The sequence below is a fragment of the Micromonospora sp. NPDC050795 genome, assembly GCF_044456785.1.
In the GTDB taxonomy this organism is placed as follows: Bacteria; Actinomycetota; Actinomycetes; order Mycobacteriales; family Micromonosporaceae; genus Micromonospora.
This window is the reverse complement of record NZ_JBITGE010000039.1, coordinates 20,791-36,458: the sequence shown is the minus strand read 5'-3', so window position 1 is coordinate 36,458 and position 15,668 is coordinate 20,791. Positions and strand designations below refer to the sequence as shown.

Annotated in this window: 13 protein-coding genes; 12 read left to right on the top strand and 1 reads right to left on the bottom strand. The window is 72.5% G+C overall.

The features are described from left to right. The first annotated feature begins 4 nt into the window (after window positions 1–4). Window positions 5–877 (top strand): LLM class F420-dependent oxidoreductase, encoded by an 873-nt coding sequence (locus ACIBEF_RS27425; protein ID WP_396796057.1) that lies wholly within the window; start codon window positions 5–7, stop codon window positions 875–877. A gap of 108 nt (window positions 878–985) precedes the next feature. Here the strand turns inward: ACIBEF_RS27425 and ACIBEF_RS27420 are convergent, their stop codons facing one another. Next, on the bottom strand, window positions 986–3,247 hold the full coding sequence (locus ACIBEF_RS27420) for a catalase (protein WP_396796055.1): 2,262 nt from the start codon (window positions 3,245–3,247) through the stop codon (window positions 986–988). Window positions 3,248–3,431: 184 nt separating this feature from the next. Here ACIBEF_RS27420 and ACIBEF_RS27415 point away from each other — a divergent pair, with 184 nt between their 5' ends. From ACIBEF_RS27415 to ACIBEF_RS27365, 11 genes are all read left to right on the top strand, one after another. Then, window positions 3,432–4,331 carry an alpha/beta hydrolase family protein gene (locus tag ACIBEF_RS27415; RefSeq protein WP_396796053.1) on the top strand — a complete coding sequence of 300 codons (900 nt, stop codon included), beginning with the start codon at window positions 3,432–3,434 and terminating at the stop codon, window positions 4,329–4,331. 137 nt (window positions 4,332–4,468) lie between these two features. Continuing rightward, window positions 4,469–5,257: an ABC transporter ATP-binding protein gene (locus ACIBEF_RS27410; RefSeq protein ID WP_396796052.1), complete on the top strand. Its 789-nt coding sequence runs from the start codon at window positions 4,469–4,471 to the stop codon at window positions 5,255–5,257. Window positions 5,258–5,315: 58 nt separating this feature from the next. Continuing rightward, window positions 5,316–6,038, top strand: coding sequence for an ABC transporter ATP-binding protein (locus ACIBEF_RS27405; RefSeq protein ID WP_396796050.1), 723 nt, complete (start codon window positions 5,316–5,318; stop codon window positions 6,036–6,038). Between the two features lie 30 nt (window positions 6,039–6,068). Then, window positions 6,069–6,947, top strand: a complete 879-nt coding sequence (locus ACIBEF_RS27400; RefSeq protein WP_091399163.1) for a branched-chain amino acid ABC transporter permease — start codon at window positions 6,069–6,071, stop codon at window positions 6,945–6,947. Next, window positions 6,944–8,056, top strand: coding sequence for a branched-chain amino acid ABC transporter permease (locus ACIBEF_RS27395; protein ID WP_396796049.1), 1,113 nt, complete (start codon window positions 6,944–6,946; stop codon window positions 8,054–8,056). Before ACIBEF_RS27400 ends, ACIBEF_RS27395 begins: the two co-directional genes overlap by 4 nt. Before the next feature lie 84 nt (window positions 8,057–8,140). Further along, complete coding sequence (locus tag ACIBEF_RS27390; protein ID WP_396796048.1) at window positions 8,141–9,427, top strand: ABC transporter substrate-binding protein; 1,287 nt, start codon at window positions 8,141–8,143, stop codon at window positions 9,425–9,427. 145 nt (window positions 9,428–9,572) lie between these two features. Continuing rightward, window positions 9,573–10,340, top strand: a complete 768-nt coding sequence (locus ACIBEF_RS27385) for an SDR family oxidoreductase (RefSeq protein WP_396796047.1) — start codon at window positions 9,573–9,575, stop codon at window positions 10,338–10,340. A 94-nt stretch (window positions 10,341–10,434) separates the two neighbouring features. Continuing rightward, window positions 10,435–11,046: a TetR/AcrR family transcriptional regulator gene (locus ACIBEF_RS27380; RefSeq protein ID WP_366606351.1), complete on the top strand. Its 612-nt coding sequence runs from the start codon at window positions 10,435–10,437 to the stop codon at window positions 11,044–11,046. Window positions 11,047–11,110: 64 nt separating this feature from the next. Beyond that, window positions 11,111–13,936: an AAA family ATPase gene (locus ACIBEF_RS27375; protein WP_396796045.1), complete on the top strand. Its 2,826-nt coding sequence runs from the start codon at window positions 11,111–11,113 to the stop codon at window positions 13,934–13,936. Between the two features lie 46 nt (window positions 13,937–13,982). Then, window positions 13,983–15,131 carry an acyl-CoA dehydrogenase family protein gene (locus ACIBEF_RS27370; RefSeq protein WP_396796044.1) on the top strand — a complete coding sequence of 383 codons (1,149 nt, stop codon included), beginning with the start codon at window positions 13,983–13,985 and terminating at the stop codon, window positions 15,129–15,131. A 20-nt stretch (window positions 15,132–15,151) separates the two neighbouring features. Continuing rightward, a complete protein-coding gene (locus ACIBEF_RS27365) occupies window positions 15,152–15,616 on the top strand; it encodes a MaoC family dehydratase (RefSeq protein ID WP_396796043.1) in 465 nt (154 codons plus the stop codon). The last annotated feature ends 52 nt before the right edge of the window (window positions 15,617–15,668 follow it).

Sequence of the window (15,668 nt, the reverse complement as noted above, 5' to 3'; positions counted from 1 at the left end):
GACCATGAAGCTCGGACTGCACTACTGGAACTACTCGATCCCGGCCGACCCGGCGGCGATCGCGCCGACCCTTGCGCAGGCGGCGACAGTCGCGGAGCAGGCCGGGGTCGCGTCGTTCACGGTGATGGACCACTTCTTCCAGATGGACGCGGTGTTCGCGGCCGAGGAGCCGATGCTGGAGGCGTACACCACGCTCGGCTACGTCGCGGCCATGACCCAGCGGATGACACTGGGCGTACTGGTCACCGGCGTGATGTACCGCTACCCGGGGTTGCTCGCCAAGACCGTGACGACCCTCGACGTACTCTCCGGCGGTCGGGCCCGCCTCGGCATCGGCGCCTCCTGGTACGAGCGGGAGCAGCTCGGGCTGGGTGTGCCGGTCGTCCCGGTGGCCGAGCGGTTCGAGCGGTTGGAGGAGACGCTGCGTGTCTGCCTTCAGATGTGGAGTGCCGACGACGGCCCGTTCAACGGGCGGCACTACCAGCTCGCCGAGACCATCAACTCGCCGCAGCCGTTGAGCCGTCCGCGTCCGCCCATCATGATCGGTGGTGGCGGCGAGAAGAAGACCCTGCTGCTGGTGGCCCGGTACGCCGACGCCTGCAACCTGTTCGGCCGCGGCGGCATCGACGACATCGCCCGCAAACTGGACGTGTTGCGTGGGCACTGCGCCGCCGAGGGCCGCGACTACGACACCATCGAGAAGACGGTGGTCGCCTCCCAGGCGCCGCTGGACGACACCGACGCGTTTCTCGCCGAGGTGTCCGAGTACGCGGCGCTCGGGGTGAGCGAGGTGCAGGTGACGCCGGATCGGGACCCGGTCGAGTTCGCCCGGCGGCTCGGCGACGAGGTGCTGCCCCGGTTGGCCGACATCGGCTGATTCCGCCTCGCCGATGCCGGCGGGGACGAGCCGGCCCCCTGCGGTGGTGGGAAACGACGAGGGCCGTCCTCCCGGTGGTGCGGAGGACGGCCCTCGTCGGTGGTGGGGTCAGGCGACCGCTGCGGGGAATCGGTCCCAGACCCGGTGCGCGGCCATCAACTGCTGCACCGCGGTCAGCGCCTCGGCACCCGAGCCTGCCGCCACGACGCCCGGGGTGCCGGCGACGCCGGCCTGCTCCAGCACCGTGACGCCGGCGCCCCAGGCGCCGATCGCCTTGGCGTGCCGCCAGCACTCCTCGACGAGCAGCAGCACGCGGGGGTCCACGGTTGCCGGGCCGGGCGTGCCCGCCTTGGCGTCGCGGGCGGGCAGGGCATCCGGTGCGGGTGTCGGCGCTCCGGCCAGCAGGACCGCGTCGAACTCGACCGACCGGCCGGTGGCGAAGGTGCGCTGCACCGGCAGGTCGCCCACCATGCCGCCGTGCGGGGCGATCAGCAGCGGCACCATGCCGGCACTGAACACCGCCCGGCGGACCTCGTCGACGCCGTCCAGGTCGCCGTCGGGGTCGACGACGATCCCGACGGTCCGGCCGTCACTCGGCCACTCCCGACCGACCTGCGACAGCGCCGGGCTGGGCGTGACGTCGGGGAGGGCGACGGTCGGCTGGGGTGCGGGCAGGCCCAGGCCGGTGGCGACCTGCTCGCACAGCACCGGGTCGATGTTGGCGAGGCTCTGCAGCTGGCGCTCCTTGATCGCCTGGTGGTAGCACTTGCCCAGCTCGAAGGTGTACGCCCGGATGATGTGTTCCCTCTCGACCGGCGACATGCTCAGCCAGAACAGGCGGACCTGGCTGTAGTGGTCGTCGAACGAGGCCGGATTCGCGCGCACCTTCGGTGCCTGCGCGACGGTGACCGGCACGTCGACGAAGGCCTGCTCGGCGTCCCCGGCGGGGAACGGGTTGCCGCCGTCGAGCGAGTTCGGCCGGTACGGTGCGACGCCGGCGTGCACGGCGTGCTGGTGGAAGCCGTCGCGCAGCATGTCGTTCACGGCGGTGTGCGGACGGTTGATCGGGATCTGCGTGAAGTTCGGCCCGCCCAGCCGGGTGAGCTGCGTGTCGAGGTACGAGAAGAGCCGGCCCTGCAACAGCGGGTCGTTGGTGACGTCGATGCCCGGGGGCAGGTGACCGAGGTGGAAGGCGACCTGTTCGGTCTCGGCGAAGAAGTTCGTCGGCGTCCGGTTGAGCACCAGCCGCCCGATGGGCTGCACCTCGGCCAGTTCCTCCGGCACGATCTTCGTCGGGTCGAGCAGGTCGATGTCGGCGAAGGTCTCCTCGGGAGTGTCCGGGAAGACCTGGATGCCCAGCTCCCACTCGGGATACGCGCCGGCCTCGATGGCGTCGTAGAGGTCGCGTCGGTGGAAGTCCGGGTCGATGCCGCCGAGCAGCTGGGCCTCCTCCCAGGTCAGCGAGTGCACGCCCAGCTTCGGCTTCCAGTGGAACTTGGCCAGCACCGTCTCCCCGGCCTCGTTGACGAGGCGGAAGGTGTGCACGCCGAAGCCCTCCATCGTCCGGTACGAACGCGGAATGCCCCGGTCGGACATGTTCCAGATGGTGTGGTGCTGCGCCTCGGTGTGCAGCGACACGAAGTCCCAGAAGGTGTCGTGGGCGCTCTGCGCCTGCGGGATCTCCCGGTCGGGGTGCGGCTTGCCGGCGTGGATGATGTCCGGGAACTTGATCGCGTCCTGGATGAAGAAGACCGGCATGTTGTTGCCGACCAGGTCGAAGGTGCCCTCATCGGTGTAGAACTTCGTGGCGAAGCCACGGGTGTCGCGGACCGTGTCGGCCGAACCCCGCGAACCGAGCACAGTGGAGAACCTGACGAAGACGTCGGTCTCCTGGCCCTTCTTGAGGAAGCCGGCACGGGTGACCGCCTCGGCGGTGCCGTACGCGGTGAACACCCCGTGCGCGCCGGCGCCGCGGGCGTGCACCACACGCTCCGGAATGCGCTCGTGGTCGAAGTGCGTGATCTTCTCGCGTAGGTGGTGGTCCTGGAGGAGCACCGGGCCGCGCGGGCCGGCCTTGAGCGAGTGGTCGGTGTCGCGCAGCCGCGCCCCGTTCGCGGTCGTGAGGTGGGCCCCCTGCTGACCGTTCGCAGTCGTCGGCGCGCCGGTCTCCGCGCCGGTCGGCGTGCGCGTCTGCGGTGCCCCCTGTTCCGGCTTCGGCGGCAGCGGATCGTGCGGCGTCGTCGGCTCCTCGACGGTCGGCGGCGCGCTACCCGGCGCACCGGGGATGTCCGGGCTGAGGGCGTCGGCGATCTTTCCTGAAGCGGTCTTCACGGCGTTCTTGACCGCCTCGGCGGGCTTGCTGGAATCCACTGAATGAACCTCTCCGTGGCACGTGGGCGGGCCGGCGCCTGCCCTGCTACCCCTGGTCAGAGGGTCGAAACACGACTGATCTCGGCATTTCGCGCCGGGACTGGTGATTTCGCCGATGCCAGGATCGGCGGAGCAGCCAAAACTGACACACGTCGATATCCCTCGACTTTAGGGAGTGCCCGACGTGTCCTCACCAACCACCACCCGTCCCCGTTTCGTCGCAGCCCGTGCCACCCGGCTCGCGTTGGCCGCCGTCCTGGCCGCCGGCGGCGCTCTGGCCGGGTCGTCCAGCGCCGCCCAGGCCGCCGGCCCGTACGAGCGCGGCCCCGCCCCGACCACCTCGATCCTGGAGGCCAGTCGCGGACCGTTCGCCACGGCGTCACAGAGCGTGTCCTCGCTGAGCGTCACCGGCTTCGGCGGCGGCGTCATCTACTACCCGACCAGCACCAGCGAGGGCACCTTCGGCGCCATCGCCATCTCGCCCGGCTACACAGCGGCCTGGTCCAGCATCAGCTGGCTCGGACCGCGCATCGCCTCGCACGGCTTCGTCGTGATCGGCATCGAGACGAACACCCGGCTGGACCAGCCGGACAGTCGGGGGCGTCAGCTGCTCGCCGCGCTGGACTACCTCACCCAGCGCAGCTCGGTGCGCACCCGGATCGACAGCAGTCGACTCGCGGTGGCCGGTCACTCGATGGGTGGCGGGGGCAGCCTGGAGGCGGCCTCGTCGCGGCCGTCGTTGCAGGCCGCGGTGCCGCTGGCGCCGTGGAACACGGACAAGAGCTGGTCCGAGCTGCGGGTGCCCACGCTGATCATCGGCGGCGAGAGCGACAGCGTCGCGCCGGTCGCGACGCACTCGGTGCCGTTCTACAACAGCATCCCGTCCTCCGCCGAGAAGGCGTACCTGGAGCTGAACGGGGCGAGCCACTTCTTCCCGCAGACCACGAACACGCCGACCGCGCGGCAGATGGTGGCCTGGTTGAAGCGGTTCGTCGACGACGACACCCGCTACGAGCAGTTCCTCTGCCCCGGCCCGAGCGGCTCGCAGATCCAGGAGTACCGCAACACCTGTCCCAGCGCCTGACGGCGGTAACGGGGCGGCCGCCGCTGGCGGCCGCCCCGTCCACGTGCGTGAAGGGGGCATTGAAGGTCTTGACGCCTAACCCGAGAAACGTACACTGCGAGTGTAAATAAACACCCGCCACGACAGAGGGATGGGTGATGGAGCGCGGCCTCGAACTGCACCACATCGGCGTCCGTTTCGGCGGCCTCACCGCCCTCGACGACGTGTCCCTGCGGGTGCCACCCAACCGGGTGGTGGGCGTCATCGGGCCCAACGGCGCCGGCAAGACCACGCTGTTCAACGTGATCTGCGGCTTCGTCGCACCGGAGACGGGCTCACTCACCCTCGACGGCCGGCCGCTGCGGCCACGGCCGCACCGGCTGACCCGGCTCGGCATCGCCCGGACCCTCCAGGGCACCGGGCTCTTCGCCGGGCTAAGCGTGCTGGAGAACGTGATGACCGGCGCTTCGCACACCGCCCGTGCCGGCTTCGTCCCGGCACTGCTCGGGCTGCCGGCCAGCGACCGCGACGAACGCCGGCTGCGCGCGGACGCCCTGGCCATCCTCGACGAGCTGGGCATCGCCGAGCACGCCGGGGCCGCGCCGACCACCCTGCCCTTCGCCGTACGCCAGCGGGTCGCCCTGGCCCGCGCGCTCGCCGCCCGCCCCCGGCTGCTCCTGCTCGACGAGCCGGCCGGTGGCCTCGGGGCGGGCGACATCGCCGAGTTGGGGGAGCTGGTCCGCCAACTGCCCCGGCGGGACACCGACCCCTGCGCCGTGCTCCTGGTCGAGCACCACATGGACCTGGTGATGGCCGTCTGCGACGAGCTCGTGGTGCTCGACTTCGGTCGGGTCATCGCCGCCGGCACCCCGGACGAGATCCGCGACGACCCCGCGGTCACCGACGCGTACCTCGGTGCCACCGTCGAGGAAGAGGTGTCACCGTGAGCGTGAGGAGTGAGCCGGGTTTGCGAGCCCTGCAGTCGCGAACGAAAGGCGGTGCGGTGTGAGCGGCACCGACCTGCTCGTCGTGCGAGGGCTGGTCGCCGGGTACGGTGCCGCGCCCGTGTTGCGGGCCATCGACCTCACCGTTCCGGCCGGCACCATCGCCGCTGTCGTGGGCGCCAACGGCGCCGGCAAGACCACTCTCCTGCGGGCGCTCTCCGGCATGATCCGCCCGGCCGCCGGCCAGGTCCTGCTGGCCGGCGAGGACCTTCGCGGTACGCCGGTGGAGCAGCTCGTCCGACGCGGCATGGCGCACGTCCCGGAGGGTCGGGGCGTGATCAGCGAGCTGACCGTCGACGAGAACCTGCGGCTGGGCGGGCTGTGGCGGCGCGACCGGGCCGACGCCGGGCGGGCCCTCGACGAGGTCTACCAGCTCTTCGAGCCGCTCGCCCGACGCCGCCGGCACCTCGGTCACCAGCTCTCCGGCGGCGAGCGGCAGATGCTGGCGCTCGGTCGGGCCCTGGTCGGCCGACCACGCCTGCTGCTGCTGGACGAGCCGTCGCTCGGCCTGGCGCCACGGGTCGTCGCCCGGACCATGGCCCTGCTCCGCCAACTGCGCGACCGCACCGGCCTGACCGTCCTGCTGGTCGAGCAGAACGTGCGCAGCGCGCTCGCCGTCGCCGACCAGGGCGTCGTGATGTCCCTCGGTCGGGTGGTGATCGCCGCCCCGGCGGCGCGGCTCCGCGACGACGCCGACCTGCGCCACGCCTACCTCGGTTTCTGACCACCATCTCGTCCCCCGGAGGGAGGACTGTTGGACCGCTTCGTCTTCCTCACCGTCGACGGCCTGTCCCGCGGCGCGGTGTACGCCGCGTTCGCGCTGGCCCTGGTGCTCATCTGGCGGGCGGCGCGGGTCGTCAACTTCGCCCAGGGGGCGATGGCCGTCGCCGCCGCGTACGTCGCCTACACCGTCAGTACCGCCACCGGTTCCTACTGGCTGGGCTTCGTGGTCGCGATCGTCGCCGGCCTGCTGCTCGGCGCGCTGGTGGACCGGGTGGTGATGCGGCACGTCGATCACGCCTCACCGCTCAACCCGGTGATCGTCGCGCTCGGGCTGGTGCTGCTGATCCAGGCCGTGCTGGGGATGGTGTACGGCAGCGAGTTCCGCCCCGCCGAGGCCCCGTTCAGCCGGTCCGCCCTCACCGTGGGCGGCGTCGCCGTGCTGTCTCCGTACGACCTGTTCGTCTTCGCCACGATCGGCGTGGTGGTCAGTGGTCTGGCCTGGATGTTCGCGCGTACCCCGGTGGGGTTGCGGATGCGCGCGGCGGCCTTCGCTCCGGAGGTCTCCCGGCTGCTCGGGGTCAACGTCGGTGGGATGCTGACCCTCGGCTGGGCGCTCGCCTCCGGGGTGGGCGCGCTGGCCGCGATGCTGGTCCTGCCGACCGAGCTGGGCCTGCACCCGCACGCGATGGACCTGGTGTTCGTCTCGGCGTTCACCGCGGCGGTGGTCGGTGGGCTGGACAGTCCACCGGGGGCGGTGGTCGGTGGGCTGGTGGTGGGGTTGCTGCTCTCCTATGTGAGCGGCTACGCCGGCAGTGACCTCACCCCGCTCGCGGTGCTGGTCCTGCTGCTGGCGGTGCTGCTGGTCCGGCCCGGTGGGCTGTTCGCCCCGGTCGCGGCGAGGCGGGTGTGAGCGCCACGAAGGCGGCCGTGCCGCCGAGAGAGCAGCTCGACGAGCCGGGCGGTCGGCCGGTCGACCGGCGGCGCGGCTCCACCCTGCTGCGCCACCTCGCGGTGGTGCTGGCCGCCGGGTTGCTACTGGTGGCGGTCAGCTACTCCGTCGAGCCGTTCCGCAATTTCCAGCTCGCCACTGTGGCCGCCTACCTGTGCGCGACCGCCGGGCTGACCGTCCTCACCGGGCTCAACGGTCAACTGTCGCTCGGGCACGGCGCGCTGATGGCCACCGGGGCGTACACGGTGGCGCTGTGCCAGACCGCGTTCGCCGACCGGGGGATGACCGGCGGCTGGCTGTTGCCGCTGTCGTTGGCTGCGGCGATCGTCAGCACGGTCGCGGTCGGTGCGGTGGTCGGTGTGGCAGCGGCCCGGCTGCGCGGCCCCTATCTGGCCGGGGTCACCCTCGCGGTGGCCGTGGTGGTGCCGGCGCTGGCGGTCACCTTCGACGGCGTGTTCAACGGCGAGCAGGGGCTGTCGGTGCCGGTGGAGCCGCCGCCGCTGTCGCTCGGCCCGTACTTCCCGTACGAGCGGTGGCAGCTCTGGGTCACCGGCGCGGCCACCCTGCTCGCGTTGCTGCTGCTGGCGAACCTGATCCGCAGCCGGTACGGGCGGACCTTCCGGGCGGTCCGCGACGACGAGGTGGCGGCCCGCCTCGCCTGCATCCACGTGGCCCGCACCCAGGTTCTCGCCTTCGTGGTCAGCGCCGCCACCGCCGGGCTCGGCGGCGCGCTGCTGGCGGTGCTCGCGCAGAGCGTCTCACCCGGCGCGTTCTCGCTGACCCTGTCGCTGTTCCTGCTGATGGCCGTGGTGATCGGTGGCCTGGGTCGACTGACCGGCGCGCTCTGGGGGGCGGTCCTGCTGGTCGCCCTGCCCGATCTCACCCACTCGCTGACCGGGATGCTCACGCTCTCGCCCGCGGTGGCGCAGCGGATGGAGGGCAATCTCCCCCTGGCGATCTTCGGACTCACCCTGATCGTCGTCATGATCGCCGCCCCCGGCGGTGTGCAGGGTCTGCTGTCGCGTCTCGGCCGGGCGTTGCTGGCCAGGCGGCCGACCCGGCGTTCCTGAGCTGTCCTCGGTCCGGCCTCGGCCGGGCGCCCCACCACCACACCGTTCCCCAGAAAACCGGACCGAGAAAGGTCGGTGTTTCCCATGCACCGTAAAGCGCATCGCGGCCTCGCGATCGCCAGCACCCTTGCCCTGCTCATCACCGCTGCCGGCTGTAGCGGCGACGACGGCCCCGGCTCCGGCGGGGCGTCGGTGCCGGGCGTCACCGGCACCGAGATCGTCGTCGGCACCCACATGCCGTTGACCGGGCCGGCCTCGGCCGGCTACTCGAAGATCGCCCCGGCGACGAAGGCGTACTTCGACTACGTCAACGCCAACGGTGGCGTGCACGGCCGCAAGATCACGTACAAGATCATGGACGACGGCTACAACCCGGCAAACACCCAGCAGGTGGTCCGCCAGCTCGTCCTCCAGGACAAGGTCTTCGCCATCCTCAATGGTCTGGGCACGCCGACGCACACCGGTGTGCTCGACTTCCTCAAGAGCAACCGGGTGCCCGACCTCTTCGTCGCCTCCGGCAGCCGCAGCTGGGACCAACCGGACAAGTATCCGGGCACGTTCGGGTTCAACCCGGACTACACGGTCGAGGGCAAGATCCTGGCCAACTACGCGAAGGCGAACCTGGCCGGTCAGAAGGTCTGCTTCCTCGGGCAGGACGACGACTTCGGCCGGGACAGCCTGGCCGGCGTGGAGAAGGTGCTCGGCGCCGGTGCCGTGGCGGCCAAGCAGACGTACGTCACCAGCAACACCAACGTGGCGCCGCAGATCGGCGCGTTCAAGGCGGCCGGCTGCCAGGTCGTCGTGCTCGCCACAGTGCCCGGCTTCACCGCGCTCTCCGTCGGCACGGCGGCGCGGCTGGGCTTCAAGCCGCAGTGGCTGGTCTCCAACGTCGGCGCCGACCACCCGACCCTGGCCAAGCAGCTCGGCGCGGCGGCGCCACTGCTGGAGGGCATGGTCGGCACCAACTACCTGCCGATGCAGAACGACACCGCCAACCCGTGGATCCAGCTCTTCACGAAGGTCAACAAGGAGCACAACGGGGACGCGCCGTTCGACGGCAACACCGTCTACGGGATGTCGGTCGGCTACCTCTTCGTGCAGACGCTGCTCGCCGCCGGCAAGGACCTCACCCGGGAGAAGGTCCTCGACGCCGTGCAGAAGGGCGGCTTCCAGGGCCCCGGGCTGGTGCCGCTGCGCTTCTCCGCCACTGACCACTCCGGGTACGGCGGCCAGCGGTTGAGCCGGGTGAGCGGGGGAGTGCAGAGCTACTTCGGGCCGGCGTACGAGACGGACGAGGCGGACGGGGCGGTCAACGAGTACACCGCCACTCCGGCTGCGCCCCCGGCGAACGGGGTGCCGACCGTCTCCTGAGGCTCCGCAGCCCCGACGTCCGACCGGGCGTGGTCCCGCCTGACCATGCCCGGTCGGACGGCTGTGCGTGTGCTGCCGGCGCGGCCTGCCGGCCGACCGTCGGAGGCGTTGACCGATACCAATCGATGCTCCTACTATCTGCACCGTGAATGCATATTCGGGCCGACTTGCAGGCCGGGTCGCCATCGTCACCGGCGCCAGTCGCGGGATCGGTCTGGCCATCGCCCAACGCCTCGTCGCCGAAGGCGCCCGGGTGGGCCTGACCGCCCGCCGCCCCGAGGGGCTGGCCGAGGCGGTCGCCACCCTCGGCGGTCCGACACACGGCCTCGCGGTGCCGGGCCGGGCCGACGATCCCGAGCATCGGGCCGCCGCGGTGCGTGCGGTGACCGCGGCGTTCGGGCCGGTGGATCTGCTGGTCAACAACACCGGCATCAACCCGGTGCACGGCCCGCTGGTCGAGCTGGACCTGGCCGCGGCCCGCAAGATCCTCGACGTGAACGTGGTCGCCGCGCTCGGCTGGGTGCAGGAGGTCTGCGCCGCCGGCATGAGCGAGCGCGGCGGCTGCGTCGTCAACGTCTCGTCGATCGCCGGGCTCGCTCCGTCGCCCGGCATCGCCTGCTACGGGGTCAGCAAGGCGGCGCTCAACCACCTCACCGCCAGCCTCGCCGTGGAGCTGGGGCCGACGGTCAGGGTCAACGCGGTCGCTCCCGGCGTGGTGAAGACCCGCTTCGCCGCCGCCCTCTACGACGGACGGGAGGCCGAGGTCGCCGCGCGGTACCCGCTCGGGCGCCTCGGTCTGCCGTCTGACGTGGCCGGCGCGGTCGCCTTCCTGGCCTCCGACGACGCCAGTTGGATCACCGGGCAGACCATCGTCTGCGACGGCGGCGTCTCGCTGACCGGCCGGGCCGGATGACGGCGTCGGCGGCGCGTCCGGAGCTGCTGATCAACGCCTGTCTAGACTCGGCGGTGCGTCGGGGGACGCCGTGGCGGTGAGGGGGCGAGGGCGGATGGACGCAGTCGATGTGGCCGGTCGGGTCGACGGGCGTACCGCCCGCGCCGAGCGCACCCGCGCCGCCATCGTCGAGGCGCATCTCGCGCTCATCTCCGAGGGCGACCTCCGCCCGACCGGGGAGCGCATCTCCGAGCGGGCCGGCATCTCGCTGCGCACCCTCTGGACCAACTTCAAGGACATGGAGACGCTCTTCGAGGCCAGCGGCGCGGAGGTGCTCCGCCAGCAGGACGCCGCCCACCGGCCGATCTCACCCGGGCTGCCGTTGGCGAAGCGGGTCGACGCGTACTGCCGGCAGCGGGCTCGGCTGCTCCAGCTCATCGCGCCGTCGGCGCGGGCCGCCCAGATGCGTGAGCCGGTCTCCGAACAGCTGCACCGCAACCGTCTCAAGCACATCGAACGGGTCCGCGACGAGGTCGAGGAGCTCTTCGCCGTCGAGTTGGCCGAGGCCGGGGCGGGACGGGAGCAGTTGCTCAACGCCCTGGTCGCGGCGAGCACCTGGCAGGCCTGGTCGATGCTGCGCTACGGGCTCGGTCTCGGCGTGGACCAGGCCCGCGCGGTGATGGCCCGGACCGTGGGCGCTCTGCTGGCCGAGGTCGCGCCCGACTGATTCCGGCCCGGCCCGATATCGCCCCCTCTTTCCATTCGGTTTCCGATGGGTAACACTGACAGGCATGGTTACTGCATCAAGAGTGCAACTAACCGTGCTGCGTGGCCGGGACGACGAGTGCCGGGCTGTCCGGAGCCTGCTCGACGGCATGACCAACGCCGGCGGTGCCCTGCTGTTGCGCGGGGAGCCCGGATCGGGCCGGACGGCGCTTCTCGGCTACGCCCATCGACACGCCGAGGGTGGCTGCACAGTGCTCGCCGGCAGCGGGCTCGCCGAGGAGGCCGCACTGCCGTACGCCGGCCTGCAACGTCTGGTCGACCCGGTGCTCGACCGGGCCGCCGCGCTCCCTCATGAGCAGCGCCAACTGCTGCGGCGCGCGCTGGCCGGGGAAAGCTGCCCGGCCGACCGGCAGTTGACCCTGTCGATGGCGGTGCTCGGGCTGCTCACCGCCGCCGCCCGGGACCGGCCGTTGCTCGCCACGATGGACGACATCGACCGAGGCGACCCGCAGACCGCGCAGGTGCTGGCGTTCGTGGCCCGCCGACTGCGGCACCTGCCGCTCGCCGTCCTGCTCACCGCCGACGTCACCGCCAACCTCGACGGGATACCGGCACACCGACTGCGCGCGCTGACCGAGCACGAGAGTCGCGCCGTCCTCACTGATCGACTCGACCGACTGGCCGGGCGCGAGAGCGTCGACCGGCTTCCCGACCGGCCGGCCGCGTCGGTGCTGACCGCGTTGGCCACGGTCGGCGGCGGCAACCCGCAGGCCCTGGTGGACCTCGCCGAGGTCCTCACCGCCGGGCAGTGGCGGGGCGAGGAGTCGCTGCCCGCCGCGCCACCGGCGGACGGGGCGCTGGGTCGCGCGTACCGTGCCCGGCTGGACCGGCTGCCCCCGGAGACCCGACGGGTGCTGTTGCTCGCCGCGCTCGATGAGGACGGCGAGCCGGGCACCCTGATCCGGGCCGTGGCGGCCGCGGGCGCCGAGGTCGAGGCGCTCGCCCCGGCGGAGGTCGCCGGCCTGGTCCGCGTCGAGCAACGCGGCGTCACCTTCCCGCAGCCGCTGGTGCGCACGATGATCGCGGCCAGCGCGCCGCTCGCGGAGCGCCGCGCGGCGCACCGACTGCTCGCCGAGGTGCTGGTCGCGGACGGGCAACGGCTGCGCCGGGCGATGCACCTCGCCGCCGCGACCGCGGGTGCCGATCCGGCCCTCGCCGCCGAGTTGGAACAGGCGGCGGTCGGCGGACCCGACGGCTGGGCCGCCGCCTCGGTGGCCCTGCGGTGGGCCGCCGAACTGAGCGATCAGCCGAGGCTGACCGCGAGCCGTCTGCTGGCCGCAGCCCGGTACGCCTGGGCCGGGGGACAACCCGACGAGGCCCGGCTGCTGCTCGACCGCCTCCGCGCGGTGGGCGTCGATCCGGTCGTTCGGGGCCGCGCCGACCTGCTCCGCGGCGAGTTGGAGCTGCGCTGCGGCACCGCCTCGAGTGCGTCGGCCACGCTGCTGGCCGCCACCGCGGCGGTGGCCGGCACCGACCGTGCCCTGGCGTTGACCGGGCTGGTACGCGCCGGCGAGGCGGTCTGCTTCAGTGGCGACCAGTACCGCTACGCCGAGGTCGGACGGCGGGCGCTGGCGCTGCGACGCCCGGGCGACCCTCCGGCCCTGGAGGTCATGGGCTGTCTGATCGCCGGGGTGGCGGCGACCCTGCGGGGCGACCACGAGCGGGCCGGGCCCGCGCTGCGCCGCGCCGTGGTGCTGGGCGACCGGCTGACCGGTTGGGCGTTGACCCCCACCGCGCTCAGCTGCGCGGCGGCGGCCGGACTGCTGGTGGCCGTGGACGGTGCGGCCCACCGGCTCGCCGAACGCGCGGTCGAGCTGTCCCGGGAACGGGGTGAGTTGTCCATGCTGTCGCGGGCGTTGGAGCTGCGGGCGGTCGCTGAGTACTGGCTGGGTCGACACGAGGCGGCGGCGGAAACCTCCCGAGACGGGCTGCGCGTCGCCCGGGCCACCGGGCAGGTCAACTGCGCCAACGTCCACCTGGGCATGCTCGCCGTCCTCGCCGCGATCCGGGCCGATCGGGAGACCAGCCTGCGGCGGATCCGTGAGATCGGCGAGTCTCCGACCCCGGGCAGCCGCCCGCACGCGCTCGCCGCGTGGGCCCTGGCGGTGCTCGACCTGGTGGACGGCCGGCACGCCGAGGCGGCGGACCGGTTGGCGTCGCTGTCCCGGCTCGGCACGCGCCGAGGTCAGGTCCTCGTGCAGGTGATGGCCACCCCGTACCTGGTGGAGGCGGCGGCGCACCTGGCGCACCGGCCGGCGGCGACGGCCGCGCTCGCCGCGTTCGACAGGTGGGCCAGCAGCACCGCGAGCCCGTTGCGCCGGGCCCTGTCCGCGCGGTGCCACGCACTGCTCGCCCCTCGGGGCGGCGCCGACGCGGAACGGGACTTCGAGGCGGCGCTGCGCCTGCACCCCACCGAGGCCGGCACGTTCGAGCGGGCCCGTACCGAACTGCTCTTCGGCCAGGAGTTGCGCCGCAGTCGACGCCCTCGCGACGCACGCACGCACCTGCACCAGGCCCGCGAGATGTTCAGCCTGCTCGGGGTGGAGTGCTGGGCCGAGCAGGCCACCACGGAGCTGCGGGCGGCCGGGGAGTCGATCGGTCCGCCGGACCTGCCCGCGGCACGGTTGCTGACCGGCCAGCAACTGCGGATCGCCGAACTGGTCGCCGAGGGCGCCACCAACCGGGAGATCGCCGCCCGGATGTTCCTCTCCACCCGTACGGTCGACCACCACCTGCGCAACGTGTTCCACCGGCTGGGTATCCGATCGCGGACCGAGCTGGCCCGCGCGTTCACGGCCGAACGGCACGTCGGTCTGAGCTCCGACCGGTGAACGCCCGGTCTGGACGCGTTTAACTATCACCGCTAGTTTGTGCGTCATGGACCTCACCCTCTCCGCCGAGCAGGCGGCGGTCCGCCAGTTGGCCGCCGAGTTCGCCGACCGCGAGCTGCTACCGCACGCAGCCGCCTGGGACCGCCGCGAATCGGTCGACCCCGCCATCGTCGGCATGCTCGGTGACCTGGGCTTCCTGGGGCTGACCATCGCCGAGGCCGACGGCGGTTCCGGCGGCGACCACCTCGCGTACTGCCTGGTCCTGGAGGAACTGGGCCGGGGAGACTCGGCGGTACGTGGCATCGTCTCGGTCTCCCTCGGCCTGGTCGCGAAGTCGATCGCCGCGCACGGGAGCGCGGAGCAGCGGGCCGAGTGGTTACCAGGGCTGTGCGCCGGCACCGCACTCGGCTGCTTCGCGCTGACCGAGCCGGACAGCGGCTCGGACGCGGCCGCACTGCGCACCCGTGCGGTCCGCGACGGCACCGACTGGTTGCTCACCGGCACGAAGATGTTCATCACCAACGGCACCACCGCCGACGTCGCGCTGGTCTTCGCCCGCACCGGCGGCCCCGGGCACCGAGGAATCACCGCGTTCCTGGTGCCCACCGACAGCCCGGGGCTGACCCGCCGGGAGATCCACGGCAAGCTCGGTCTGCGCGGTCAGGCCACCGGCGAGCTGGGCTTCGACGAGGTGCGCGTGCCCGACACGGCCCGCCTCGGCGCGGAGGGCGCCGGATTCCGACTGGCCCTGGCCACCCTCGCCAAGGGCCGGATGTCGGTGGCCGCCGGGTGCGTCGGCATCGCGCAGGGCTGCCTCGACGCGGCGGTCGGTTACGCCGGGCAGCGCACCCAGTTCGGCAAGCCGATCGCCGGGCACCAGCTCGTCCAACAACTGCTCGCCGCCATCGCTGTGGACACCGACGCCGCCCGGCTGCTGGTGTGGCAGGTGGCCGACCTGATCGACCGTGACCAGCCGTTCGCCACCGAGGCCTCGATGGCCAAGCTCTTCGCCAGTGAGGCCGCCGTCCGCGCGGCCAACAACGCGGTCCAGGTCTTCGGCGGGTACGGCTACATCGACGAGTATCCGGTCGGCAAGTATCTGCGCGACGCCCGGGTGGCCACGCTCTACGAGGGCACCAGCCAGATTCAGCAACTCCTCATCGGACGCGCGCTCACCGGCGTCAACGCCTTCTAGCACCTGTAGGGAGATCCGGCATGAGAGTGTTCACCTCGTTCGAGGAGCTGGCCGCCGCGACCGGCGAGAGCCTCGGGCCCGGTCCGTGGCAGCGCATCGAGCAGAGCCGCGTCGACCTCTTCGCCGACGCCACCGACGACCACCAGTGGATCCATCTCGACCCGGTCCGAGCCGCGGCGGGGCCGTTCGGCGGGACGATCGCCCACGGGTACCTCACCCTGTCGCTGTTGCCGGCGTTGGCGGGCGGGCTCTACCGGGTCGAGGGGGTGGCGATGGGCGTCAACTACGGGCTGAACCGGGTGCGTTTCCCCGCGCCGCTGCGGGTCGGCGCCGCCGTACGGGCCGCCGCCACCATCGCCGACGTGTCGCCGGTCAGCGGCGGTGTGCAGCTGGTCGTGACGGTCACCGTGGAGAGCGACAGCGGCGGCAAGCCCGTCTGCGTGGCCGAGACCGTGAGCCGACTCTACGGCGCTGCGCAGCAGTGACCGCTCGACCCCGCGTCGGCGGTCGTCCGCGCGGTGCCGAGCCGGTGTGACC

Coding starts and splice junctions, on each gene's coding strand:
- ACIBEF_RS27410 (WP_396796052.1), top strand. CDS start 4,469: ATGGAGCGCGGCCTCGAACTGCACCACATCGGCGTCCGTTTCGGCGGC.
- ACIBEF_RS27375 (WP_396796045.1), top strand. CDS start 11,111: ATGGTTACTGCATCAAGAGTGCAACTAACCGTGCTGCGTGGCCGGGAC.
- ACIBEF_RS27425 (WP_396796057.1), top strand. CDS start 5: ATGAAGCTCGGACTGCACTACTGGAACTACTCGATCCCGGCCGACCCG.
- ACIBEF_RS27390 (WP_396796048.1), top strand. CDS start 8,141: ATGCACCGTAAAGCGCATCGCGGCCTCGCGATCGCCAGCACCCTTGCC.
- ACIBEF_RS27370 (WP_396796044.1), top strand. CDS start 13,983: ATGGACCTCACCCTCTCCGCCGAGCAGGCGGCGGTCCGCCAGTTGGCC.
- ACIBEF_RS27380 (WP_366606351.1), top strand. CDS start 10,435: ATGGACGCAGTCGATGTGGCCGGTCGGGTCGACGGGCGTACCGCCCGC.
- ACIBEF_RS27365 (WP_396796043.1), top strand. CDS start 15,152: ATGAGAGTGTTCACCTCGTTCGAGGAGCTGGCCGCCGCGACCGGCGAG.